A 24,989-nucleotide genomic window follows, 5' to 3' on the forward strand; every position below is an offset into this window, starting at 1 on the left:
AAGCCTTCACAGTTGTGAAGGCTTTTTCATTTATCAGATACAGATCATTTTACAAATGCACTTGCCAATACGGCTTTGGTCTTATGCTGGAACCTGAAGAATAACAGGATCGATGCGGTCAGCAATCCGATCAGCAGTCCCCACCAGATGCCCTGTATACCAAAATTCAGGTGAATACCGAAGAGATAACCAATCGGCAATCCCAGTCCCCAGTAAGCCAGTAAGGTGATGACGGTCGGTACCCGCACGTCTCCGAGTCCACGTAAGATCCCCAATCCTACCACCTGTGTACCATCGAACAACTGGAAAAAAGCAGCAATGATCAGCAGGTGTGCTGCGATATCCACTACCTGCGGATCAGTGATATACATCAGTGGCAGCAGGCGGCATCCCAGCATGAAGATCAGGGCGGTAGTACCCATCATTACAAGCACCATATGATAGCTGGCGATGGCAGATGAACGTAAGTCCCGCCATTGTTCAGCACCGAAGTGATTCCCGCTTTTTATACCGGCAGCAGCAGAAATCCCGCTTGCCATCATGTAGGTAATAGAAGCCAGGTTAATTGCTATCTGGTGAGCAGCCTGTTCGCGGGCGCCTATCCAGCCGGCCATGACAATGGCGCCGCTGAATGCGCTTATTTCAAAGACATATTGTAATGCTACCGGTGTACCGATCCCCAGGAGCTGTTTCAGTGCTGCACCGGACAGGTAACGTTGTCTGAATTCCTGCAGATAGGGCTTAAAACGGGGAGAGCGCAATACATACCAGGCCATAGCCACGCCCATTAATGTGCGGTCGGTCAGGGTAGCGATACCCACACCCACTACACCCATTTTTGGTGCACCAAACAGCCCGTATACCAGGATGATCCCCAGTACGATGTTCAATACGTTACCGATGATACTGATATTCATTGCCTGCCGGGTAAATCCCAGTCCTTCGGCAAACTGCTTAAAGGTCAGGAAGATCATCAGCGGGAAAAATGAAAAGCCCAGTAACTGCAGGAAAGGTCTGGCTAACACGCGTACCCGTTCTTCCTGTCCGAGCAGATCAAGATGATTACTACCGATGATAATTACGGCAGATAATAATATACCCAGCAGGATGTTGATCGCAAGACTATGACGTAACAGATAGCCGCAACGGGACAGGTTCTTTCTTCCGTTCTCCTGTGCGATCAATGGTGTGAGGCCATAGGACATACCGATGCCTACCACCATGAAAATAGAAAAGAGGCTGCTGCCGAGAGCAACCGCAGCCAGGGGCACATCTCCGGTATGACCGATGACGATTGTATCAGAGAAAGCCACCATGGTGTGTCCCAGCTGGGAGATCACTACCGGGTAGGCCAGTTGAAAATTGTCTTTATAATACTGACGATATTTAGTCCACATAATAATTCTTCAATAAGGGGTAATAAAAAAGGCGCCCGGTATCGGACGCCTTTCAGTATTGCTACTAATCTCTTTTGCTAAAAAGGAGCGTCTTCAAAACCTTCGTCGAAGTTCATGTCGTTCATGCGGGAACCCTTCTGGATATACAGCTTCGCTTCATCGCTGCCACCACCACCTGTGTCGTGGTTACGCATACCGGCAAATGCGTTGCTGCTACCTCCACCCGGGTTTTCCAGACTACCATCATCTTCGAAACGCTGGAATTCCAGGATTGCGCGCAGTTTGATGGTATCGAGCTGACCGTTACGGTGTTTCGCGATACGAACGTGGGTTTCACCTTTATTGGACTCGCCCATTTCATTCGTGTTGATCTCATAGTATTCAGGACGGTACAGGAACATTACCATGTCGGCATCCTGCTCGATCGCACCAGATTCACGGAGGTCACTCAGCTGCGGCATCTTATTACCGTCTTTACGTTTTTCCACATCACGGCTCAACTGGGACAATGCGAGGATCGGCACCCCAAGCTCTTTCGCCAGACCTTTCAGGTCACGGGAGATCTTACTGATCTCCTGCTCACGGTTACTGCCTTTACCATCTGCATGGCCACTCATCAGCTGCAGATAGTCAATGATGATCACACCTACGCCATGGTTGTGTACCAGCCTTCTTGCTTTTGCACGGAGCTCGAAGATGTTGAGGGCCGGGGTATCATCGATGAAGATGGGTGCTTTTGCCAGGCGTTCGATACCATGGGTCATCAGCTTCTTCATCTCATACTCTTCCAGTTTACCCCTGGTGATCTTTTCGAGTTTTATTTCCGACTCTGCGGACAGGATACGCTGTACGATCTGTCCGGAGGACATCTCAAGCGAGAACACTGCAGCTCCTTTCGGGAATCTGGGGTGCAGCGCTGCGTTTCTGGCCAGGTTCAGCGCGAAGGCGGTTTTACCCACCGCGGGACGTGCCGCGATGATGATCAGATCCGTCGACTGCCAGCCATACGTCACTTTATCGAGTGAAGGGAAACCGGAAGGTACCCCTGTGATATCGTCTCCCCTGTTACGAAGGTCTTCGATACGTTTCATGGTATTCACCAATACGCGGTCGATACTGTCGTAGTTCTTGCGCAGGTGATTATTGGTTACCTCAAACAGCTTGCTTTCAGCTGAATCCAGGAGATCAAACACGTCGGCCGTATCCTCGTAAGATTCACTCAGAATCTCACCCGAGATACGGATCAGTTCACGCTGGATAAATTTTTGCAGAATGATACGGGCATGCGCCTCTATATTGGCGGATGATACCACCATGTTGGTTAACCGGGTAATATAATAAGGACCTCCCACTACTTCCAGTTCACCCATGGAACGCAGTTCTTCCACTACAGTCAGGATATCCACCGGCATGGATTTACCAGCCAGGCGGGTCATCGCTGAAAATATCTTCTGATGTGCTTCTACATAAAAACATTCACCTTTCAATATCTCTACTACCGTGTCAAAAGCGCCTTTTTCCAACATAATGGCTCCCAATACGGCCTCTTCCATCTCCTTTGCCTGAGGAGGAATCTTGCCGTACATCATGGTAGATACGTCAACGGACGGTTTGCGCCGTACGTTGCGGTCCTTCTTAAGATTGAGATCCATTTATATGTTTTATGATTAGTCTGTTAATCAAAAAGTTATATGTCGTGGCTTCCTTAGTTGTAATTACAATTTTATTGTACCAGCTGAGCTATTGACATTTTATGAAATTGTAAACTTTTTTGGGCCGTAAAAACTAAGGTAACCGCATTTTTTCATTTTCTAAAGTTTGCCCGGGTATATAATTTATAAGGTGACATCCACATGTTATGCACCCGCAAAATGGCAGTTATGCACTGACTATAGACGCATTATCCACTAATTACACACACACTTCACACACAAAGGTGCGCTATTCACATAATATGTGCAAAAAAGAATATTTAGCCCGGCTTGTTCTTTTGACAGATTCGTTCGCTGTAGTTATGGCCGCGCCCGCTATTCATTTGATAACCATTTGAAAAATACCGTTTGGCCGTCGCAGATTCGTCGCTTCTTCGTCGCCTGTTCGTCGCTTCTTCGAATGAGCCACTTTTGCCAGTACAAATCACTTGCCTCTTCCGACAATAACCCGTACATTTTACCACGCTACATCGTACACCAGTAGCGGATAAATCTCTTCAGGTTCAATCGCTTATATTTCGTATATTGATATAGCCGCCCTGCTTCTGGCAATCCCCGGTCAGACTATACTCTGATGATACTTACCCTCCGTCAATCCTGGCTAGGGAAGGTAAGATCAACGTAAGATGACTATAGCATAAGCACTTTCCCGCTTTCTCCTGTCAATAATGCAACCCTTGCACATGAATCGGCTGACTGCCTATGGACTATGCATGAATTACACTAACTTTACGCACTTATATAATTTTACAAATGACTATTTCGTACAATTGGCTGTGTGACTATTTGCCGGTTAAACCCACACCGGAGGAACTATCTGTTATTTTGACGCGCATAGGTCTTGAGGTGGAAAGTTTGGAGCAATTCGAGTCCGTTAAAGGCAGCCTCGAAGGACTGGTGATCGGTGAAGTCCTGACGGTAGCCCCGCATCCCAATGCCGATAAACTCCGACTGACAACTGTAAATACCGGTCAGGGCGAACCCCTGCATATCGTTTGTGGCGCTCCCAATGTAGCGGCCGGACAAAAAGTGGTGATCGCTCCGATAGGCGCCACCATCTATCCTGCCAGCGGCGAACCGCTGACCATGAAGAAAGCAAAGATCCGTGGAGAAGAAAGTCATGGTATGATCTGCGCTGAAGATGAGATCGGTCTGGGTGGCAGTCATGCCGGCATTATGGTACTGGATGCGTCCCTGCAACCTGGTACACCGGCACGTGAAGTATTTAAACCTGTACAGGACTGGGTATATGAGATTGGTCTGACGCCTAACAGAATGGACGCTATGAGCCATCTGGGTGTAGCCAAAGACGTCTGCGCATACCTGAACAATACCGAAAACACACTGAATAACAAAGCCTTAGTACCTGTTTTAACGGATTTACCGAAAGCAGCGAATACACTTTCTATCAGTGTGGAAATTGAGAACCTGGATGCTTGTCCGCGTTACAGCGGCATCTCCATCACCGGTGTGAAGATCGCTCCTTCTCCTGACTGGCTGAAAAACAAACTGCTGGCAATAGGCGTAAGACCTATTAATAATATCGTAGACATCACCAATTTCATCCTGCATGAAACCGGTCAGCCGCTGCACGCATTTGATGCAGATGCTATTACCGGCAACAAGGTGATTGTTAAAAATCTGCCACAGAATACCTTATTTGTAACACTGGATGAAAAAGAGCGTAAGCTGGATGCCGCTGATCTGATGATCTGCAATGGCAACAGCGAGCCAATGTGTATTGCGGGTGTGTTCGGTGGTCTGCGTTCCGGTGTAACCGAAGCGACACAGAACATCTTCCTGGAAAGCGCATGGTTCAGTCCGGCGAGTATCCGGCCGACCTCTTTCCGTCACGGTCTCCGTACAGATGCGGCTGCCCGTTTCGAAAAAGGTGTGGATATTTCCAACACAGTTTATGTATTACAGCGTGCGGCGGCACTGATCTGCGAACTGGCAGGTGGTCAGGCAGCATCTGAAGTAATTGATGTATATCCTCAGCCTAAGCAGCAGACGGAAGTGACCAGTACCTGGTCTTATATCCGTAAACTGAGCGGTAAAGCCTATCCGGAAGATAAAATTGTGAATATCCTCAGCAGCCTCGGTTTCGGGATACTGGAACGTGATGGGGAAAAACTGCGGGTGAGTGTGCCTTACAGCAAACCGGATATCAGCATCCCGGCTGATATCGTGGAGGAAGTAATGCGTATTGATGGTCTGGACAATATTGAGATCCCGTCTCAGGTATTGATCACGCCGGCAGCGAATCCTAAACCTGACAAGGAGAAAGTACGTGAGAAAGCGGCTAACTACCTGGCAGCGAACGGATTCAACGAGATCTTCACCAATTCCATCACCAACAGCAAATATTTTACGCCGGAAGTACTGGAGCGCACGGTGAAAATGATCAACAGTCTCAGCGCTGATCTGGACGTAATGCGTCCATCTATGCTGGAGACCGGTCTGGAAAGTGTGTCCCATAACCTGAATCGTCGTAATGACAACCTGTTGTTCTTCGAATTGGGCAATACTTATGCCGTACAGGAACAGGGTAAATATGAAGAAACTGCTCACCTGAGTCTTTACCTGACAGGTCAGAAGAGAACCGAAAGCTGGATGCATAAAGCAGAGCCGGTTGATTTCTTCTTCCTGAAAGGATATGTACAGAATCTGTTCCGCCAGCTGGGCATCAACGGCCTGCAGTGGACGGAAGAAGAGACTGAGGGTATCCAGCATGGCTGGCAGATCCGTGTAAAAAACAAGCCGGTTGTAAATCTTGGCGCGGTTAGTGCACAGAAGCTGAAGCAATTCGATATCAGGCAGCCGGTATGGTTTGCTGACATCAACTGGAATATTGTATTGGGATTACTGCAAAAAAGCGATAACTTTTACAAGGAAATACCGAAATTCCCTGCAGTTCGCCGTGACCTGGCACTTATCCTGGACAAACAGGTTAAGTTTGCGGCAGTCGAGGCAGCTGCAAAGACGGTTAAGTCTGCACTCTTACAGGATCTGAACCTGTTTGATGTGTTTGAAAGTGAAAAGCTGGGCGCCAACAAGAAATCCTACGCGGTGAGCTTCACCTTCCAGGATGCACAGAAGACCCTTACTGACAAAGAGATCGATGCAGTAATGGAGAAGCTGGTAAAAGCATTCGAAGGGCAGTTACAGGCGGAGATCAGAAAATAGTTCAACAGTTGCGGTTGACGAATTACGGATGAAGAAAAATCATACGTAATTCGTTGACTGTTTTAAACAAAAAGCCGTTTCATTCGTAATTTGTAATTCCTAATCAGTAATTCACAACAGACTTGGCTTTAGAGCAGTACATACAAAGGATCGATGATAAACTTCACCTGTTGTTAAAAAAGCTCCAACAGGTGCAGGCAGAGAATGTATTGCTGAAAGAGCAGTTACAGACGCAGGAAGGCACACTGACGAACCAGCACGAAACGATCGCTGCACTTGAAAACAAGCTGCATCTGGCCAAGATGGCTGGCGCAACCGGTCAGGGCACACCAGCCAGTCGTGAAGATGATGAAGAATTCAGGAAGGAAATGCGCAACAAGATCAATGATTATATCAAGGAGATAGATCGTTGTATTGCACTGTTAAACAGTTAGTTAAAAAACAAATCCACATGGATCCGCTGATTCCCATTAATATTGTGGTAGCCGACAGGTCATACCGCATTAAGATCAAACCTGAAGAGGAAGAGGAAGTACGCCGTACCATGAAGGAGGTGAACGAAAAGATAGTAGAATTTAAGACCGCGTATGCCGGTAAAGACCTGCAGGATTACATTGCGATGGTCCTTATCATGTACGCGACCCATCCGGTAACGAGTGGGGGTAAGATCCAGATCGGCCTTGCGCCGTTTCTGGAAGAGAAGTTACAGCACCTCGAAGAGCTGCTGGACAACTCGCTGAAATAAGCAGGAATTAGCGTTTAGAAATTAGAATCCGGGGCCGCCCCCTACAGCTGTTCTGAAAATAATTACTGACCAACCCGGCGCTGTGTTGCACTAAAATATTTTGAAAAAGTAGATTAGCAGATAGTAACGTATTGAAATAAAACAACAGCATACTACTAACATAATCAACGCTTTATCCATTTATCAACTATAGGACATTCCTGTAAGTGACCACACAACTGCGTATCAGCTTATCATCCCGTCGTTTCGCACATTCTTTTTTGTATTTTCGCGAATCAAGTTCTAAACCCTCTACTTTTCCACGGAAATGGGACGCGGCAAGGAATGCAACATAAATCAAGTATTAAAAATTTTGTATGGAAGTTACTTTAATATCGACAATAGCTGCAGTTGTGGCATTGATCATAGGTATTTTGTTAGGTAAGGTGATATTTGCCAAAAACACACAGCATAAAATCCAGGAGGCTGAATTACAGGCACAGAAAATAGTATCCGAAGGACAACTTACTGCAGAGAATCTGAAGAAAGACAGACTGCTGGAAGCAAAAGAAAAATTCCTCCAGCTGAAAAGTGAGCACGAGAAAGAGGTATTACAACGTAACCAGAAAATAGCGGACTCAGAAAACCGTATCAAACAGAAAGAACAGTCCCTGAACCAGAAGACTGAAAATATTCAGAAACAGACGCAGGAGAATGAGGCGATCAAGGAAAACCTGACCCGCCAGATGGAACTGGTTGCTGTAAAACGCACTGAACTGGAAAAACACCAGGAAGAACACATCCGCCGTCTGGAGAAAGTCGCTGCGCTGACTGCTGAAGAAGCCCGTCACCAGCTCATCGAAAGCCTGAAAGAAGAAGCCCGCTCACAAGCGCTGGCACACATCCAGGAGATCATCGAGGATGCTAAACTGAAAGCAAACAAAGAAGCTAAAAAGATCATCATACAGTCCATCCAGCGTACTGCTGCTGAACAAACCATCGAGAACGCCATTACCGTGTTCAACCTGGAAAGTGATGAGATCAAAGGTCAGATCATCGGTCGTGAAGGACGTAACATCCGCGCTATCGAAGCTGCTACCGGTGTTGACCTCATCGTGGACGATACCCCTGAAGCAATCGTACTCTCTTCCTTCGACCCATTACGTCGTGAGATTGCCCGTCTGTCCCTGCAGCGTCTGGTACAGGATGGCCGTATCCACCCTGCACGTATCGAGGAAGTAGTTGAAAAAACCAAGAAACAACTGGAAGAACAGGTAATGGATATCGGTGAAAGAACCGTTATCGAACTGGGTATCCACGGTCTGCATAAAGAACTGATCCGCCTGGTAGGTAAAATGCGTTTCCGCTCCTCCTACGGTCAGAACCTGCTGATGCACTCCAAAGAAACGGCTAACCTTTGTGCTGTAATGGCAGCTGAACTGGGTCTGAACCCTAAACTGGCAAAACGTGCCGGTCTGCTGCATGACATTGGTAAAGTACCTGATGAAGAAACTGAACTGAGCCACGCCCTCCTCGGCGCTAAACTGGCTGAGAAATATGGCGAGCACGCTGCTGTAGTAAACGCTATCGGCGCTCACCACGATGAAATGGAAATGCAATACGTTATCTCTCCGATCATACAGGCTTGTGACGCCATCAGTGGTGCCCGTCCTGGTGCCCGTCGTGAGATCATGCAGAGCTATCTGCAGCGTATCAAAGACCTGGAAAACCTGGCAGTCGCTCATGACGGCGTAGAAAAAGCATACGCTATCCAGGCAGGTCGTGAACTGCGTGTAATTGTTGAAAGTGATAAAGTAACGGACAATGATGCTGACCGTCTGTCTTTCGAGATCGCTAACAAGATCCAGACAGAAATGCAATATCCGGGTCAGATCAAAGTAACCGTGATCCGCGAAAAACGTTCCGTAAACGTAGCTCGCTAATACCGGCAACTGTAATAAAACCTATTCTGAAAGGCGTCCGCTCACAGCGAGACGCCTTTTATTTTTCTACCACTCCTCCACTCCCCACTGGCATAAACAGCTTTCATTTCTTACATTTAAGGTATACACGTCACCCGCTACCCCCTGTAGCTTAAAAAACCGTTCTGAAAAATGAAAAAACTCCTTTTGATGGCTGCCCTGCTCGTTGGCAGCAATTTCACGTTTGCACAGAAACAATCACTCTTTAATGGCAAAAACCTCGATGGCTGGAAAGTCTATGGTACCGAGAAATGGTATGTGGATAACGGTACGCTCGTCTGCGAAAGTGGACCGGACAAAGAATATGGTTACCTCGCCACAGATCAGTCCTACAAGAACTTCGAACTGACCGTGCAATTCAAACAGGAAGCAGACGGTAACAGCGGTGTGTTCTTCCACTCCTCCATCGAAGGTACCAAGATCACAGGCTGGCAGGCAGAAGTAGCTCCCGCTGGTAAACATACCGGTGGTATCTATGAATCCTATGGCCGCGGATGGCTGATCCAACCAGCGCCTGAGAAAGAACAATACCTCAAACAGGGAGAATGGAATACCATGAAAGTCATCGTTAAAAACGATAAAGTCACTACCATCCTGAATGGACACGAGATGATCACGCTCACAGATGATAAGATCGGTGGCGCTAATGGTCAGATCGCCCTGCAGATCCACTCCGGTGGTGGTATCAAGGTGAGATGGAAGAATATTTCCGTTGTTAACCTGGACTAAAGACAATCAGGAATTACGGATCAGGAATTGCCCCTCCTGATAGACGGCTAAGGAATTAAAAGCCGGTCCCATTTATGGTATCTGACTATATTGCGAAATATTCAGGGAATTGCTGATGTTCAATTCGTAATTCCTAATTCGTAATTCCTAATTGACTATTATGCTCCAACAGCAGATAAAAGAAACAGCCGCATTTCTGAAAGACCTTCAGCCTGCCCGTGTAGGGATTGTATTAGGCACAGGTCTGGGCCAACTGGTGAACCATATCAGGATTCAAAAGACGATTCCTTATCATGAAATTCCTCACTTCCCTGAGTCCACAGTAGAATCTCATAAAGGTCAGCTTATTTACGGGCATATTGGTGAGACGCCTGTCATTGCCATGCAGGGACGGTTTCACTATTATGAAGGATATACCATGCAGCAGATCACGTTCCCTATTCGTGTGATGAAGGCACTGGGTGTACAGTTCCTCTTGCTGAGTAATGCGGCAGGAGGTATCAATAAGGCTTATTCCAAAGGAGATATGGTATTATTGGATGATCATATCAACTTACAGACAGATAATCCGCTGCGGGGGTTAAATTCACCTGATTTCGGTGCGCGGTTCCCGGATATGAGCCGGCCGTATGATCCTGTGTTAGGACAGGCATTACTGGATGCAGCAGCTGCGTTGGGACATAAAATGCATACCAATGGCGTGTATGCGGCGGTGACAGGACCGAATCTTGAGACGCGTGCGGAATATAGATATCTGCGGACGATAGGAGCGGATATTGTGGGGATGAGTACTGTGCCGGAAGTGATCGTAGCGAATCAGTTGCAATTGCCTTGTGCGACAGTGTCGGTGATTACAGATGAATGTGATCCGGATAATTTGCATCCGGTGTCGATAGAGGAGATTATTGCGGTGGCAGGGACGGCGGATAAGAAGCTGAGCGGGATATTTGCGGCGGTAGTGGCTGGGTTGTAGCTTTCAGGCATTAATAATAAGCCTGAATGTGATTTTTTCCAGGCTTATTATTAATGCCTGTCCCTTAATACAGACAAATAGAATACAATACTTAAACAACTACATATCAGATACTTAAAAATTGGCTACTATTAAACTAATGCCTATATTTACATAGCTATAATTTATGGCCAAGTACAAGCCATAAAATTATTGAGCCTGCTTGTAAAATAGCATTCAGCATATAATTATAAGCCCAGTCACTAAACAATACTGGTATTAAATTGGTTAAAAAGTACATGGCTGTAGTGACAAAAAATATCAACAGGCTCATTAATATTATTGCTGCAATTCTTTGAATTACAGGTTGCCTTGATACGAATATGTGTGCTAAAACCAACAGTACACCTATTATAGCATAAATTCCGCTGGAAGAAACGAAAAACATAAACTCGTTACGTATGGACGCATTTGCCGCAATCTTCGTCGTTGTTGTCGTTCTGGGAATGGTTGTCTTCTTAATTTCAGACATCGACCGCCAGAATTTTCCAAAAATATTCAGGAAACTAAAATAAACAGGTTGCCTGCACATTATCTCTTCCCTTAATAATTCTGCTTTCACTCTACTTGTTGCATCAGTAGTAGTGTCTACTATTATTTTTGTTAACTTCTCAAAGCTTTCCACCTTTTTATCAGTGCGATAAAAATATGCAAAACCTAACAGGTCATTCACTGTAAATGCTCCAAATAATATTATAACAGCAACCGCAAGTTTTTTGGGCAGTGTACGTCCCGAATTAGTAAACCATTCTGCCAGAGAATCAAAAGCGCTCATCAAACGAACCTTTATATGTAGTACAATAGCAAAAGCACGTTATTGTATTTATAAAGTTTAGACATCTGTCTACTTAACAGGACAAATTAAGATTTATCTTTTACGTTGAGATCAATTTGGCGAGCAACATACTTCTATTACGCAAAAAAGCAGAAACACACTCCATCGAGTCATATTCCTGCCTTATAATTTATAAAAAATCAATTATTTATTCTCATCCTCTTCCTCATCGAAGTCTTCATCTTCGTCAAAGTCTTCATCATCTATATCTTCCCCATCGAAATCTTCCTCAGCTGCAGCTGCGAATGCAGCATCGTCGTTTGCTTTATCCTTAGCTTCCTGCCTGTCATCATCGTCAACGCCGCTTTCATCATCATCATCGCCGTCTGTATCATCTTCATCTATATCGTCGTCGTCCTCATCCTCATCATCTGAATCATCCTCATCGTCTTCTTCATTATCCTCTTCGTCGTCAGTATCTTCATCTTCTTCATCTTCATCTTCATCATCTTCTTCTTCGTCATCTTCTTCTTCGTCATCCTCATCGTCACCATCTTCATCTTCCTCATTCTCATCTCGCTCATCTTCATCTTCATCTTCATCTTCGTCATCATCGTCATCCTCATCATTCGGCACTACATCAGCAGCAGCATTCATAAATGCAGCCAGTTCTTCTTCTGTTGCATAGGTCACCTCCTCTTCTTCTTCTTCATCCGCTGTATTTGTATTTTCTTCTTCGGCCTCTTCTACGTCATCTTCGCCTAAAGCCTCGTCCATAGTCGGGATCTCTGTATCTGCAACAATATCGTTATCGCTGATATCAGTGTCGTTATCCACATTCACGGTATCAACGTCTGCCGTATCTGCTATCTCATCTGCATCGGCGGTATCATCAGCGGCTTGCGCTTCATCCTGAGGGGCTTCTTCATCAAAAGGAAGAAACAGCTTCGCCTGCAGGTCATTATTCTTTTTATCGGGAGTATCGACTAGAGGGATTTCCTCTGAGGATACTTTAGAGCCGTTCAGATGTGCTTCAGGACCTTCGCCATTGTCGTCCTGTTCTACCAGTTCGCCGTTTTCGGAAACGACCATGTTACGGGCATCTTCCTCATTGACGGCTTCTGATTCGAGACCGATCAGGGTTGGCTGGATGGATTCTTCATCAAATACCTCTTTCAGTTTTGGCAGGTCTTTCGGAGAGTTCAGACCGAAATAGTCCATAAAGGCTTTGGAGGTAGCGTATAAGAGTGGTTTACCGGGTAGGTTTTCACTACGGCCGGAAATCACAATCAGTTCTTTTTCAAGCAGTTTCTGGATAGAATAGTCAGTGCTCACACCACGGATATGCTCAATTTCACCTTTAGAGATCGGCTGTTTGTAGGCAACGATCGCCAGGGTTTCCAGGGCAGCTGTAGACAGACGCTTCAGGAACTTGTCACCGTTCAGCTGTGCCACCGTCTGATAGTATTCCTTTTTTGTCAGGAACTGGTAGCCGCCACCGCTTTCTCTTACTTCAAAAGCATAGAATTCAGTGCTGTACTTTTCCTTGATCGCCTCCAGGGAAGCTTCCACCTGCTCCAGCGTGGCCCTGTCTTCCAGGAAAGCCAGTGCATTGTTCAGCATGTCAAGTATATCCAGCAGTGGCAATGGCCGGTCTGCTGCAAATATCAACGATTCTATGTGCGGTATGATCTGTGAAATTTCCATGATGCGGTTTTCAATATCCGTTATCCTTATCCGGAGTAGAAAAGGCTCAAGCCTTTGCCACGCCTGCAAAACAAAAAAGTCAAAGGCCGAAAATACAGCCTTTGACCCTTATGAAGAAATCAAAATCTTTCGATGTCAATTCGATGTGTATAAGTTGCTTAAGATCAACCTTCCAGCGCTGCTGCACCGCTCACGATCTCAGTCAGCTCAGTTGTAATGGCCGCCTGACGTGCACGGTTGTAAGAGATCTTATAAGAACGTAACAGTTCGTTTGCGTTCTCAGTTGCCTTATCCATTGCAGTCATACGTGCACCGTGCTCAGAAGCATTCGCATCCAGCATGGATTTGTACAGCTGTGTATTCAGGATCTTAGGCATCAGTTCTGCGATCAGCGCTTTCTTCTCTGGTTCAAAGATGAAATCCGCACGACCAGCATTCGCATCTGTGCTTTCCACACGTGCTACCGGCAGGAAGCGCTCAGCTACAAAACGCTGAGTAGCAGCATTTTTGAATTCGCTATAGATGATTTCAACGGCATCGTAATCACCGTTTACGAAACCTTCCATTGCAAAAGCAGCAGCCTGTTTAACGTGTTCGAAATCCAGTTTGTGGAACAGGGTCCAGAAAGAATCATTCAGTTTATACCCATTTTTCAAAAAGTGCTCGTAGCCTTTTTTACCGATAGGCAGTATTTCAACATGGCCTTTTTCAAACTGCTCCTCGTATTTCTCGCGGATCACCTGTTTTGCCATTTTGATCACATTGGAATTGTAAGCACCACATAATCCTCTGTCAGACGTAATCACTATCAGCAGTACCTTTTCTACAGGACGCTGAGCAGCCAGAGCCAGATCAATGCTTCCTTCACTGTTGGAAACGATGTTCTGCAACATTTCCTGCAGTTTCAGCGCGTAAGGACGCATCAGCAAGATAGCATCCTGTGCACGACGCAGCTTGGCAGCACTTACCATTTTCATGGCTTTGGTGATCTGCAGGTTAGACTGTGTTGACTTTATACGGTTGCGAACTTCTTTAAGCTGACCGGACATAATGTTTTATGTATTACTTTATTTTTAATGTAAATTAGACCCTTGGGGACTTTTGAATTTGGCTGCAAAGGTAATAAAAAACATGTCTAATATAACATGATGACGGAGGAGTTTGAACTTTTTTTACCGGATCGGGTAAAGAAAAAGCTCCCGCCAATGACGGGAGCTCGTGTATTCGTTTAGCCCTTGCGGACTTACATATCCTATTACTTATTATCAGCCCCATGTGCAGCTGGTAATATAGGTGCGGCTTCCGCCCAGGTCTCATTACCATCCATATCCACATAACCAACCCTGCCGTTCTGCCTGATCATCCCCTTCCCCTTCGTATAAGTATACGCTTTGTCGTATTTCTGGGCAATCACCACCTGGTTCTTTTTATTGATAAAGCCATACTTCTTTTCTGTTGCTACGGCTACCAGTCCCTCGTTGAAGTTCCCTACCCAGTCATACATCACCGGGATCACCAGATCTCCATCCGCATTAATAAACCCAAATTTCTTATCCTGTCTTACCCAGGCCATACCGTCCCGGAAAGGCCCTACCTTCTCATAAGACGTCATCACCACCTTGCCTTTCAGCAGGTCAGCCCGGCCGCACTTACCATCAATATACACCAGCATGGTACCATTGGTCACGAAACCAAGTCGCTCGTATTCAGGCTTTAACACCATTTTCCCCTGGGGATTGATCACGCCATACTTCCCGCCCTGCTTTACCGACACATAACCGTCCCGGATACCGTTCACCTCTTCATATTTTGGTGCTACCAGTTCTTTACCCTGGTCATCCAGCAGACCAACCTTGCCATCCAGCTTTACAAAATGGTATCTGCCTTCTTTTACCCAGGCAGAATCATATCTGAGCGAGGAAGTCTTACCATTCGGCAATAAATAACCTGTCTTTTTACCCTTCTTCACGACGGCCAGTCCGCGCTGAAACGGTCCGATCGCATCATATACCGGCGCAATAACCATCTTCCCTGACGTATCAGTGAAGCCATACTTGCCGGCTTTTTCAATTTTTACAAGTGAAAGGGTATCTTCTCCGGCCCTGGTGGCGGAGGTCAGTGTCTGAGAATAGCCCATAAAGGCAGGAAATAACAGGCACAGGAGGATGGGATACTTTTTCATAGGTAGCGGTTCTGCTACCAAAAATAAAAAAAATGAGGCATTTAAATATAATAAATATGTAAACGCCTCATTGGTATCAATGATTTAACAATGATTATCAGTTCTTTCCAGCCTTACAGCTCGATTTTCGTACCCAGTACTTTCAGGAAAGCGGCTATCCATTGCGGATGTGCCGGCCAGGCCGGGGCTGTTACCAGCTTACCATCAGTGACTGCCTCATCTATATTAACAGCAGCATAGGTACCGCCGGCCATTGTCACTTCCGGGGCAACGGCTGGGTAAGCGGTCAGTTTTTTACCGCGCACCACATCAGCAGCAGTAAGGATCTGAATACCATGACAAACAGCGGCAACAGGTTTATCAGCAGCAACAAACTGTTTTACGATATCGATAACCTTCGCATTGAGCCGCAGGTATTCGGGCGCTCTGCCTCCCGCAATCATCAAAGCATCATAGTTGGCCACCTGCACATCTGAAAAAGAGGCATTCAGCACAAAGTGATGCCCACGCTTCTCGCTATAAGTCTGATCGCCCTCAAAATCGTGGATCGCCGTAATGATCTTATCGCCTGCTGATTTATCGGGACATACCGCATGAACAATGTGTCCGACCATCTGCATCATCTGAAACGGTACCATTGTTTCATAGTCCTCTGCATAATCTCCTGTCAGAAAGAGAATCTTTTGTTGTGCCATATGTGGGGATTTTTAGGGTGAAGTCTTTAAAGTTAACAAAAAAAAGACTCCGGTAGTATTAAGTCTATACTACCGGAGTACCGATTATTTATGAGGGATCGTTTGCGTCTTTTTGTAGTTAACCCGTAATAACAAAACCGGGTCGTACGAAACTATGCACGAAGAAAGAGCCGTTCATGACGGTTATTAGTAACCTGGATTCTGCGGAAACTCGTTGCTCGTTCTGTCGATCTGGTCCTGCGGAATAGGACGCAGCAAATGCTTGGTCTCGATATTCGGACCGGCCTGCGGATTATGCAGCCGTACGCGCTCCAGCAGTTTGTTGGTACGTTTCAGATCAAACCACTGCAACTGCTCTCCCACCAGTTCACGGCCGCGTTCATCCAGAATGAAGTCGATATCTAATTGCGCTTCCGAGATCTTCATCGCTTCCTTATGTGCATTGGTCTCCTCCTCTGTAGCACCAACAGCTGCTGAACGCATACGTAATGTATTCAGATAAGTTACCGCTGTTGCCTTCTCGTTTTTATACATGTATGCTTCTGCCGCAATCAGGTAATCTTCCGCCAGACGATACGCTATAAACGGACGTACGCCTGAAGCCTGGTTGTCCGGACGTAATGCATCGGCAAACTTATTCAGTGAAGGATACAGTCTTTCCGTATAACTGCGCGGAGGCACCAGCTGGTAATTCTTACTGGCGATCACCGCATCCGGCACATCATGTCCCGGCATGTATACAGAAGTATCACCCACCTTCAGCTTTGCACTACCGGCATTGGCAAACCATACAACCGTATAGAACTTATTATAACGGGCGTCATTGACCCTGTCTGCATACAATGTATCCAACAGGAATTTTGTAGGGCGGAAACGCTTCCAGGGTGTACCATTCGCCAGATCACGTTTCATTCCTCCCAGTACATCATACTGCATCAGGAAAAAACGACAGGCATTGTTATCGCCTGAATTATACAACGCATCATTGGTATACTGAACAGCCCAGATAGTTTCTGCATTGTTCTCTTTACCCTGCGCCCATACCTGCCCAACGTCGGGTAACAATGACAAACCATAACTGCTGATCACTTTTGTAGCATACACCGCTGCACTATCATAGTCATGTGCGCCTTTTGCTTCAGAAGTGGCACGTGTCAGATACACTCTTGCCAGCAGATGTTCAGCCGCTGGTTTGGTGGCACGTCCCCATTCTGACTGTGTAACCGGCAATGACTGTGCAGCAAAATTCAGATCTGCAATAATTGCATTGTAAATATCCGGTACAGGATCACGATGTGCTTCTGTAACGATCTGTGTGTTTTCCGTCAGCCGTAATGGCACTGCACCAAACATCTGCAGTAAGATGAAATAATAATTCGCACGACAAAAACGCGCCTGTGCGATGCCGGAACGCTTGGATACACTATCCAGTTCCGGTACCTGGTCAGCTCTGCTTACCACCGCATTCGCAGTATTGATAGACTGATAGAAAGCATTCCATATTTCTCTCAGATGCGCATAACGACCATCAAGCTGTGACGTGTATTGATTGGTGAATTTGAAATCACCATCTGAACCATTGGTATACGTATCTGTACCAAATACGGTGACCGTCATTCCTCTTTCTGTACTATAAAAACTACGCAGCGCGGCATAACTCCCATTTACCGCTGTCGTAAACCCTCCGGGGGTATTGTAGAAATCATCCGTCACAGAAGATACCACATCTTCATCCAGCATTTTGTTGCATCCTGTTACAATGCACGCGCATACAAACAGGTACCAGCATATATTTTTCATAACTATTTTTTTATTGCATTAAAAAGTAGCGTTGACACCAAACTGTAACATCCAGGTAGCCGGTGCATCTACACCGATCACGTTCACATCTTCCGGATCTATCCCTTTATATTTCTGTCTGTAAGGTGCAAGGATCAATGGTTGTTTTACATCAACAGAGAAACGTAAGGCTTCCATCTGCCAGCGTTTCATAACACTCTTTGGCATGGAATACCCCAGCGTGATATTGCGGATCTTGAAGAATGATCCATCGAAATAACTCAGCGTGTTATAGTTGTTCGGACGTTCCTGGTTAGCATTCGGACGAGGGAATGCATTAGTGTGATTGGTAGGCGTCCAGTAATCAACATCGAGGTTATTGTATCGGCCGAAAAGGGTATTGAACGTAGAATAGAAATCACTCTTTACCGTACTACCCATACGCGCAAAAGCAACTACAGACAGATCAAATCCTTTATAGGCAACACGCTGTGTCATACCACCTGACCACTTAGGTTGCGGAGAACCCAGGATCGTACGGTCTTTGTCATCCAGCTTTTTATCGCCATTCAGGTCAGCCAGCTGAATTTCACCCTGATGTTGTTTATACACCTGTGCCGCAGCTTCCTCCTGCCAGATACCTACTTTTTTATAGTCGTAGTATACATAGGTCGGACTACCTACAAACCAGCCGTTACCAATGTCCTGTGTTTTACCTTCACCTAAAGCCAGGATCTTTTCACGGTTCATGTAGAAGTTGACGTCCATTGTCCAGGAGAAACCACTTTTGGTTTCCAGATTCACGGTGGATAAACCGATTTCGATACCTTTGTTCTGCGTAACACCCGTATTTTCCAGTACATAGTCTACACCATTACTGAAAGGCAGGAAACGCTGTAACAACAGATCAGTGGTCTTCTGTTTATACACATCGACATTACCACTCACACGGCCTTTGAGAATACTGAAGTCGATACCGATATTGGTAGAGGCAGTCGTCTCCCAGGTCAGATTCGGATTACGCAGCAATATCGGAGAGAAACCGGTTACACCTTTGTTGCCGAAGGAGTAGGGAGAGCGACCGAGCAAGCCCTGTGTGGCATATGGCGGAATACCGGTGTTACCAATACGGCCATAACTACCACGCACTTTCAGGTTTTCTACCCAGGATACGCTTTTCATAAAGTCTTCACTACTCACATTCCAACCCAATGCGACAGATGGGAAATAACCCCATTTATGTCCTGGTGCAAAACGTGATGAACCGTCCGCACGTAAGGTCAGTGTAACAAGATAACGGTCATCATAACCATAGTTTACACGACCCATATAAGAGAGGATGGTCCATGTACCCAGCTGACTACCAATACCGGTTACGTTCGCTGCCTGTCCGAGGTTATAATACTCCTGCCATTCAACAGGAATGCCTCTTACAGACGCGGTGGAAGTATCTTCACGCTGACGTTGTACGCTATATAAAGCAGTTACGTTCAACGCATGTTTTTTGAAAGTCTTGTTATAGGTCAGGAGATTTTCCACAGTATATGCCCATACAAACTGTCCCTGTTTGGTAGCGGTAGCATCACCACCACCGATGAGCAGGTCGGTATTCTTCTTACCCTGGAAGAGACCGTAGTTGTTTTGCATCACGTCTGTACCAACGTTCAGCCGGTATTTCAATCCGTCGAACAGTGATACTTCTCCATATAAACTATTAAAGAAGCGGATATGGCTGAGTCTTTCCACACGGTTACCGTCTTCATAATCCAGCAATGCATTGGGTTGCTGGTTATCGGCGGTCGGATAGATGATCAGTTTACCGGAAGCATCATAAGGATCGGCTATCGGGAGCATTTTAAGTGAAGCACTCATACCATTATAGGTACCGCCTTTACGCATGCTGTAGGTAGCCAGTGAAGAGGCCCCGATCTGGATACGTTTGCCGATCATCTGGTCTACTGCAATATGTAAGTTGTAACGCTCATAACTCTGGAGTTTCAGTACGCCCTCATCTTTGAAGTAACCACCGGTCACCGCATATTTAGTGGTCTCGGTACCACCACTTACCCCTAGTGCGTGACGGGTCTGCCAGCCCTGGCTCAACATCAGGGATTGCCAGTCGGTGTTCACCCCTCTTTTGATATTGGCGATCTCTGTAGCGGTGAATATTTTAGCGTCGGAGGCGTCGGGGTTATTGTCATCGTAGAGACCAGCGGCACGGTTGGCTTCGCGTTTCATGGCCAGGTACTGCTGACTATCCATCATATCGGTTTTACCCAGGGTATTGACGATACCGTACACTCCACTGTAGGTTACCTGCGGAGCGCTTATTTTTCCCTTACGGGTGCTGACCAGCACCACACCGTTTGCACCACGGGAACCATAGATAGCTGTAGCAGAGGCATCTTTTAGTACATCCATGGAAGCAATGTCCTGAGGATTGATGTCATTGAGATTACCAGCGAAAGGAATACCGTCCACTACATAGAGCGGATCATTACCTGCTGATAAAGAACGTGTACCCCTTACCCTGACCCTGGGCTCGTCGCCAGGCTTACTACTATTATTTAATACATCGATCCCGGGAGTTCTTCCCTGCAGGGCCTGCTGAGCATTGGTAACAGGCACTTCCATAATGGCCTTGCTGCTGATGGAGGAAATCGAACCGGTGATGTCCTTTTTCTTCTGCTGACCATAACCGACTACAACCACCTCATCCAGTTTTTTCTGGTCTTCTTCCAGTTTTACATTGACTTCGCCCCTGTTGTTTACAGGTATTTCCTGTGGCAGATAACCAATAAAAGAAATCACCAATGTGGCTGTGCCTGGCGCCTGTAGTTTGTAAGCGCCCATCACATCTGTAACAGTACCCTTTTTTTGCCCTTTAATAGCAACTGAAGCGCCGATGATTGGGTTTCCATCCGGACCAGTTACTTTACCGCTAATCGGGACAGACTGCGCACTGATAAATGTGCCCCACAATAGCAGGCATAGCAGGATGGCTCCTACTTTCGATAACGTGTTTTTCATACGTAGAATTTTAAAATTGTAACAGAATACACATCCCTGAAAAGCAATCACTTAGGTTTTCTTCAAGGTTTTTCTAACGCTTTTTTCAGGTAATGGGGTAATACAAGTTAAGTAGATTAGTTATAAATTGCAAACGATTGCATAAAATCAACATCAAATAATACCGCTTATCATAAAAAACGTGCAATCGGTTGAATAAATAATTATCATTAACTACTTTTAAGAGTACCTTAGGTCTATGGTTATGAAAAACACGTTATTAGTATGCAGCGCCATGCTCATAAGCAGCTTCGCTATGGCCCAGAAGAAGGCAGAATGGCATAATCTCTTCAATGGCAAAAATCTGGATGGCTGGAAAGAAGTAAACGGCACTGCCCTCTATGATGCAAAAGATGGGATGATCACCGGAACATCAGTAGCCGGCAGCCCGAATTCCTTCCTCGCAACTGAAAAAGACTACGGCGACTTTATCCTCGAACTGGAACTGAAACTGGATGCTGCTATGAACTACGGCATACAATTCCGCAGTGAGAGCAAACCTGACTACAACAATGGCCGTGTACATGGTTATCAGATGGAAGTCGATCCAAGCGACCGTGCATGGAGCGGTGGCGTTTATGACGAAGCCCGCCGCGGCTGGTTATATCCGCTGGAATTGAATCCGGCTGCGAAACCTGCATTCAAAAAAGAAGGCTGGAACAAATACCGTATTGAGTGCCGTGGCGCGGAGATCCGTACCTGGGTGAACGGCGTTCCATGTGCTCACCTGATCGATGATATGACGCTGAAAGGTTTCATCGCATTACAGGTACACCAGATCTATAAAGAAGACGATAAGGGCAAACAGATCCACTGGCGCAATATCCGCATCATGGAGAATCCAGCCCCTTCCCAATACTCTCCTTACGACAAGATCTTTGTTGTAAATAATCAGCCAAACAACGTTTCCCCACAGGAAAAGAAGAATGGCTTCACACTGCTCTGGGATGGTAAGACCTCCGAAGGATGGCGCAGGGTGAATCAGGATAAGTTTCCAACTACCGGCTGGTCAATGGACAACGGCGAACTCACCATCCATCAGTCCAATGGCGATGAAATGGGATCCGGCGGAGACATCGTGACCACCAAAGAATTTGGTGCATTCGAACTGGAGTTTGACTTCAAACTCAGCGAAGGTGCTAACAGCGGGGTAAAATACTTCGTAAAAGAAGACTACGATACCAAAGGTAAATCTGCTATCGGTCTTGAGTACCAGGTACTTGATGATGAACGTCACCCGGATGCCAAGCTGGGCCGCGATGGGAACAGGACTTTGTCCTCCCTGTATGACCTGATGACCCGTACAAATACGGATTTAAACAAAGCCGCTATAAAGAAGATTGGAGAATGGAATAAAGGGCGTATAATTGTATTTCCCAACAATCATGTCGAACATTGGTTGAATGGCTTCAAAATGCTGGAGTACGAAAGGGGTTCCAAAGAATTTAAAGACCTGGTAGCGATCAGTAAGTACAAAAATTGGAATAACTTTGGATTATGGCCAGAGGGACACATCTTATTGCAGGACCACGGCAATACAGTGTCATTTCGCAGCATAAAAATCAAAAATTTAAGATAGGTTAACAGTTTCACTTTGTTAATTAAACTAATTTTGCATTCGTTTGCTGGGCTAACCAGTTAAACGGGTTGATAGAAACCGGTTCCGCGTATCAGACATTGTGCAACAGATCTCGCACGGAATCAATTACTTGCCTTTACTATACTGTTATAATAACGGCATTATCAACCGATGAAAGAGTTTTCATTGTTCACTGTTCTATATAAAACATTCCGATTCTTCGGAGTGTTTTTTTTATGTTTATTCTATCCTGAAGCGTTTTATGTATAGCTAACCTGCTATGCCGCATATATCTCAACATCATCTAATCGTTCAACATGCCCAAGAAAAATCACGCCCTCCTGCTGGCTTTAACAGTGTTTGCTGCCGCCTGCTCAGGACCAGACAAAAAGACCGGAACAGGCGCTGGTACCACGGATTCACTCCACCAGCTTGTCCAGCACTATTACGATGAAAAGATGGAGTTTTTCCCGATGGAAGCTACCATGAACGGAGAACATCAGTTCGATGGCCTCCTGCAGATCGATATCAGCGATCGTTTCCGCTCCAGACTGGATAGCTTCTACACACATTATCAGACAGCCTTGCAAAGTTTGGATACAGCAGCGCTGAACGAAAATGACCTTATCAGCTATTCCATGCTGCAAAGAGAAGTCTCGATAGGTAAGGAAGGTCTCCGCTATCCGGACAACCTGATGCCCATTCAGCAGTTCTGGGGACTTACACTCTCCCTACCTCAATTCGGTTCCGGTACAAGCGCACAGCCGTTTAAGAACAAAGCAGATTATGAAAAGTTCATTCAACGTATGAAAAGCTTTGCCGAATGGAGTGATACAGCCATAGCAAACATGCGTCGCGGTATGTCTCTCGGATATGTAATACCAAAAGCCTTAGCCGTTAAAGTTGTTCCTCAGCTGGCCGACCTTTCAAAGAAAGACACCACCAACGTATTCTATACACCATTACGCCTGCTGCCCGCCGGACTTGATACCGCAGAACAACGTTCGCTTCGTGTGGCCTATACTGCTGCAATAGAAGAATATGCGCTGCCTGCCTACAGCAGACTGCACGAATTCTTTGTTAAAGAATACATCCCCAGAACCCGTACGTCCAGCGGCATCGATGCCCTGCCACAGGGTAAAGACTGGTATGGTTACCTGATCAGATACTGGACCACCACCGATCTTACGCCTGATGAGATCTTTGCGACCGGTGAACGTGAAGTGGCCCGTATCAGAAGAGAGATGGATTCTGTGAAAAACAGCACCGGTTTTACGGGTGATCTGCCTGCCTTTTTCAACTTCATCCGCACGGATAAACAATTCAAAATATTCAGCACGCCATCCCAGATCCTGGATACATTCAAAGGGATTGAACAGAAGATCATGCCTTCCGTAAAAGAACTGTATGGTCATCTGCCTAAAACTAAGTTTGAAGTCCGCCAGACGGAAGCTTTCCGCGCTGCGTCTGCCAGCGCAGAATACATGCCAGGCGCAGCTGATGGTAGTCGTCCGGGCGTATTCTACGTACCCATCCTGGACGCCAAAACATTCAACTACACCGGCATGGAATGCCTCTTCCTGCATGAAGCCATTCCCGGACACCATTTCCAAACTTCTATCCAGCAGGAAAATGATTCCCTGCCTAAATTCCGCCGCTTTACCTGGATCGGTTCCTATGGCGAAGGCTACGCGCTTTACTGCGAAGGCTTAGGCAAGGAACTCGGACTGTACACCAATCCCTACAGCTATTTCGGGCACCTCTCCGATGAAATACACCGCGCGATCCGTCTGGTAGTGGATGTGGGTATGCACGCAAAAGGATGGACTCGTGAACAGGCTATTAAATACATGATGGAGAATGAACCGCTGAGCGAACAGGAAGCGGTTGCAGAGATCGAAAGATATATGGCAATACCAGGCCAGGCATTATCATATAAGATCGGCGAACTAAAGATCAGGGAATTACGAAACAAGTATAATCAGACTACTGGTTTCAGTACCAAAGATTTCCATGATGAACTGTTAAAAGATGGCTGCGTTCCCCTAAGTGTACTGGAGGAAAAAATGGCCAGAAGATTCAAATAATCCAGATCCCCGGATAAGATAGTCCATAGGTGATAATCACTAACTTATAGTATTTTTTTAAACTATGAGTATTTTGGTGCTTATTACCTGTGGACTATTCATTTATAGTCTTGTCTGAATCAGTTATTAACAAAAAATATACATGCCGCTTTGGGAAAAGATACTTAAATTTATAGTGGGAATTTTTTATTTAAAGTCAGGGAAACCTTGAAGGTTTTTAGGTTGATTACTAATCAGCTGTACACAACTAATAAGACAACATATCCGGAACAGACCTCATGTCTGGCAAATAGCTGGAGTAAGAAGACAACTCAACAAACCTTTACCATTACTTGTTGTTTCTTTTTTTTCGATTGAGCTTTTATATTTTCCAC

General features: G+C 45.9%; 17 protein-coding genes. 8 read left to right on the plus strand and 9 right to left on the minus strand.

Annotated features, from left to right (window positions below):
* Positions 1-44: 44 nt before the first annotated feature.
* Both BMZ72_RS22575 and dnaB read right to left on the minus strand, forming a co-directional pair.
* A complete protein-coding gene (locus BMZ72_RS22575) occupies positions 45-1,397 on the minus strand; it encodes an MATE family efflux transporter (RefSeq protein ID WP_089811967.1) in 1,353 nt (450 codons plus the stop codon).
* A 77-nt stretch (positions 1,398-1,474) separates the two neighbouring features.
* Positions 1,475-3,049 carry a replicative DNA helicase gene (dnaB, locus tag BMZ72_RS22580; protein WP_089811968.1) on the minus strand — a complete coding sequence of 525 codons (1,575 nt, stop codon included), beginning with the start codon at positions 3,047-3,049 and terminating at the stop codon, positions 1,475-1,477.
* A gap of 813 nt (positions 3,050-3,862) precedes the next feature.
* Between dnaB and pheT the strand changes: the two genes are divergently transcribed.
* The 6 genes from pheT to BMZ72_RS22610 all read left to right on the plus strand — a co-directional run bounded on the left by pheT (position 3,863) and on the right by BMZ72_RS22610 (position 10,703).
* Positions 3,863-6,295, plus strand: a complete 2,433-nt coding sequence (gene pheT / locus BMZ72_RS22585; protein ID WP_089811969.1) for a phenylalanine--tRNA ligase subunit beta — start codon at positions 3,863-3,865, stop codon at positions 6,293-6,295.
* A 170-nt stretch (positions 6,296-6,465) separates the two neighbouring features.
* Positions 6,466-6,729, plus strand: coding sequence for a hypothetical protein (locus BMZ72_RS22590; RefSeq protein WP_143087752.1), 264 nt, complete (start codon positions 6,466-6,468; stop codon positions 6,727-6,729).
* A gap of 17 nt (positions 6,730-6,746) precedes the next feature.
* Positions 6,747-7,040: a cell division protein ZapA gene (locus BMZ72_RS22595; RefSeq protein WP_012794805.1), complete on the plus strand. Its 294-nt coding sequence runs from the start codon at positions 6,747-6,749 to the stop codon at positions 7,038-7,040.
* A gap of 356 nt (positions 7,041-7,396) precedes the next feature.
* Entirely contained in the window at positions 7,397-8,962 is a 1,566-nt protein-coding gene (rny, locus tag BMZ72_RS22600; protein WP_089811971.1) for a ribonuclease Y, read from the plus strand.
* A gap of 171 nt (positions 8,963-9,133) precedes the next feature.
* Positions 9,134-9,730, plus strand: coding sequence for a 3-keto-disaccharide hydrolase (locus BMZ72_RS22605; RefSeq protein ID WP_089811972.1), 597 nt, complete (start codon positions 9,134-9,136; stop codon positions 9,728-9,730).
* 160 nt (positions 9,731-9,890) lie between these two features.
* The gene (locus BMZ72_RS22610) at positions 9,891-10,703 is read left to right on the plus strand and encodes a purine-nucleoside phosphorylase (RefSeq protein WP_089811973.1); all 813 of its coding nucleotides are present in this window, start codon (positions 9,891-9,893) and stop codon (positions 10,701-10,703) included.
* A gap of 157 nt (positions 10,704-10,860) precedes the next feature.
* On the opposite strand, the gene BMZ72_RS22615 is transcribed toward BMZ72_RS22610, so the two are convergent.
* The 7 genes from BMZ72_RS22615 to BMZ72_RS22645 form a co-directional block, all read right to left on the minus strand.
* On the minus strand, positions 10,861-11,517 hold the full coding sequence (locus BMZ72_RS22615; RefSeq protein WP_089811974.1) for a hypothetical protein: 657 nt from the start codon (positions 11,515-11,517) through the stop codon (positions 10,861-10,863).
* 204 nt (positions 11,518-11,721) lie between these two features.
* Positions 11,722-13,224 carry an SMC-Scp complex subunit ScpB gene (gene scpB / locus BMZ72_RS22620; protein ID WP_089811975.1) on the minus strand — a complete coding sequence of 501 codons (1,503 nt, stop codon included), beginning with the start codon at positions 13,222-13,224 and terminating at the stop codon, positions 11,722-11,724.
* Positions 13,225-13,388: 164 nt separating this feature from the next.
* Positions 13,389-14,273 carry an ATP synthase F1 subunit gamma gene (gene atpG, locus BMZ72_RS22625; RefSeq protein WP_089811976.1) on the minus strand — a complete coding sequence of 295 codons (885 nt, stop codon included), beginning with the start codon at positions 14,271-14,273 and terminating at the stop codon, positions 13,389-13,391.
* Positions 14,274-14,479: 206 nt separating this feature from the next.
* Positions 14,480-15,406, minus strand: coding sequence for a WG repeat-containing protein (locus tag BMZ72_RS22630; RefSeq protein ID WP_089811977.1), 927 nt, complete (start codon positions 15,404-15,406; stop codon positions 14,480-14,482).
* A gap of 113 nt (positions 15,407-15,519) precedes the next feature.
* Entirely contained in the window at positions 15,520-16,101 is a 582-nt protein-coding gene (locus tag BMZ72_RS22635) for a DJ-1/PfpI family protein (protein WP_089811978.1), read from the minus strand.
* Positions 16,102-16,287: 186 nt separating this feature from the next.
* Entirely contained in the window at positions 16,288-17,901 is a 1,614-nt protein-coding gene (locus BMZ72_RS22640; protein ID WP_089811979.1) for a RagB/SusD family nutrient uptake outer membrane protein, read from the minus strand.
* A gap of 18 nt (positions 17,902-17,919) precedes the next feature.
* On the minus strand, positions 17,920-20,910 hold the full coding sequence (locus BMZ72_RS22645) for a SusC/RagA family TonB-linked outer membrane protein (RefSeq protein ID WP_089811980.1): 2,991 nt from the start codon (positions 20,908-20,910) through the stop codon (positions 17,920-17,922).
* A 295-nt stretch (positions 20,911-21,205) separates the two neighbouring features.
* Between BMZ72_RS22645 and BMZ72_RS22650 the strand changes: the two genes are divergently transcribed.
* Both BMZ72_RS22650 and BMZ72_RS22655 read left to right on the plus strand, forming a co-directional pair.
* Positions 21,206-22,528, plus strand: a complete 1,323-nt coding sequence (locus BMZ72_RS22650; protein WP_089812398.1) for a 3-keto-disaccharide hydrolase — start codon at positions 21,206-21,208, stop codon at positions 22,526-22,528.
* A 317-nt stretch (positions 22,529-22,845) separates the two neighbouring features.
* Positions 22,846-24,615, plus strand: a complete 1,770-nt coding sequence (locus BMZ72_RS22655) for a DUF885 domain-containing protein (protein ID WP_089811981.1) — start codon at positions 22,846-22,848, stop codon at positions 24,613-24,615.
* Positions 24,616-24,989 lie beyond the last annotated feature (374 nt).

It is taken from the genome of Chitinophaga sp. YR627 (genome assembly GCF_900114995.1).
Lineage (GTDB): Bacteria > Bacteroidota > Bacteroidia > Chitinophagales > Chitinophagaceae > Chitinophaga.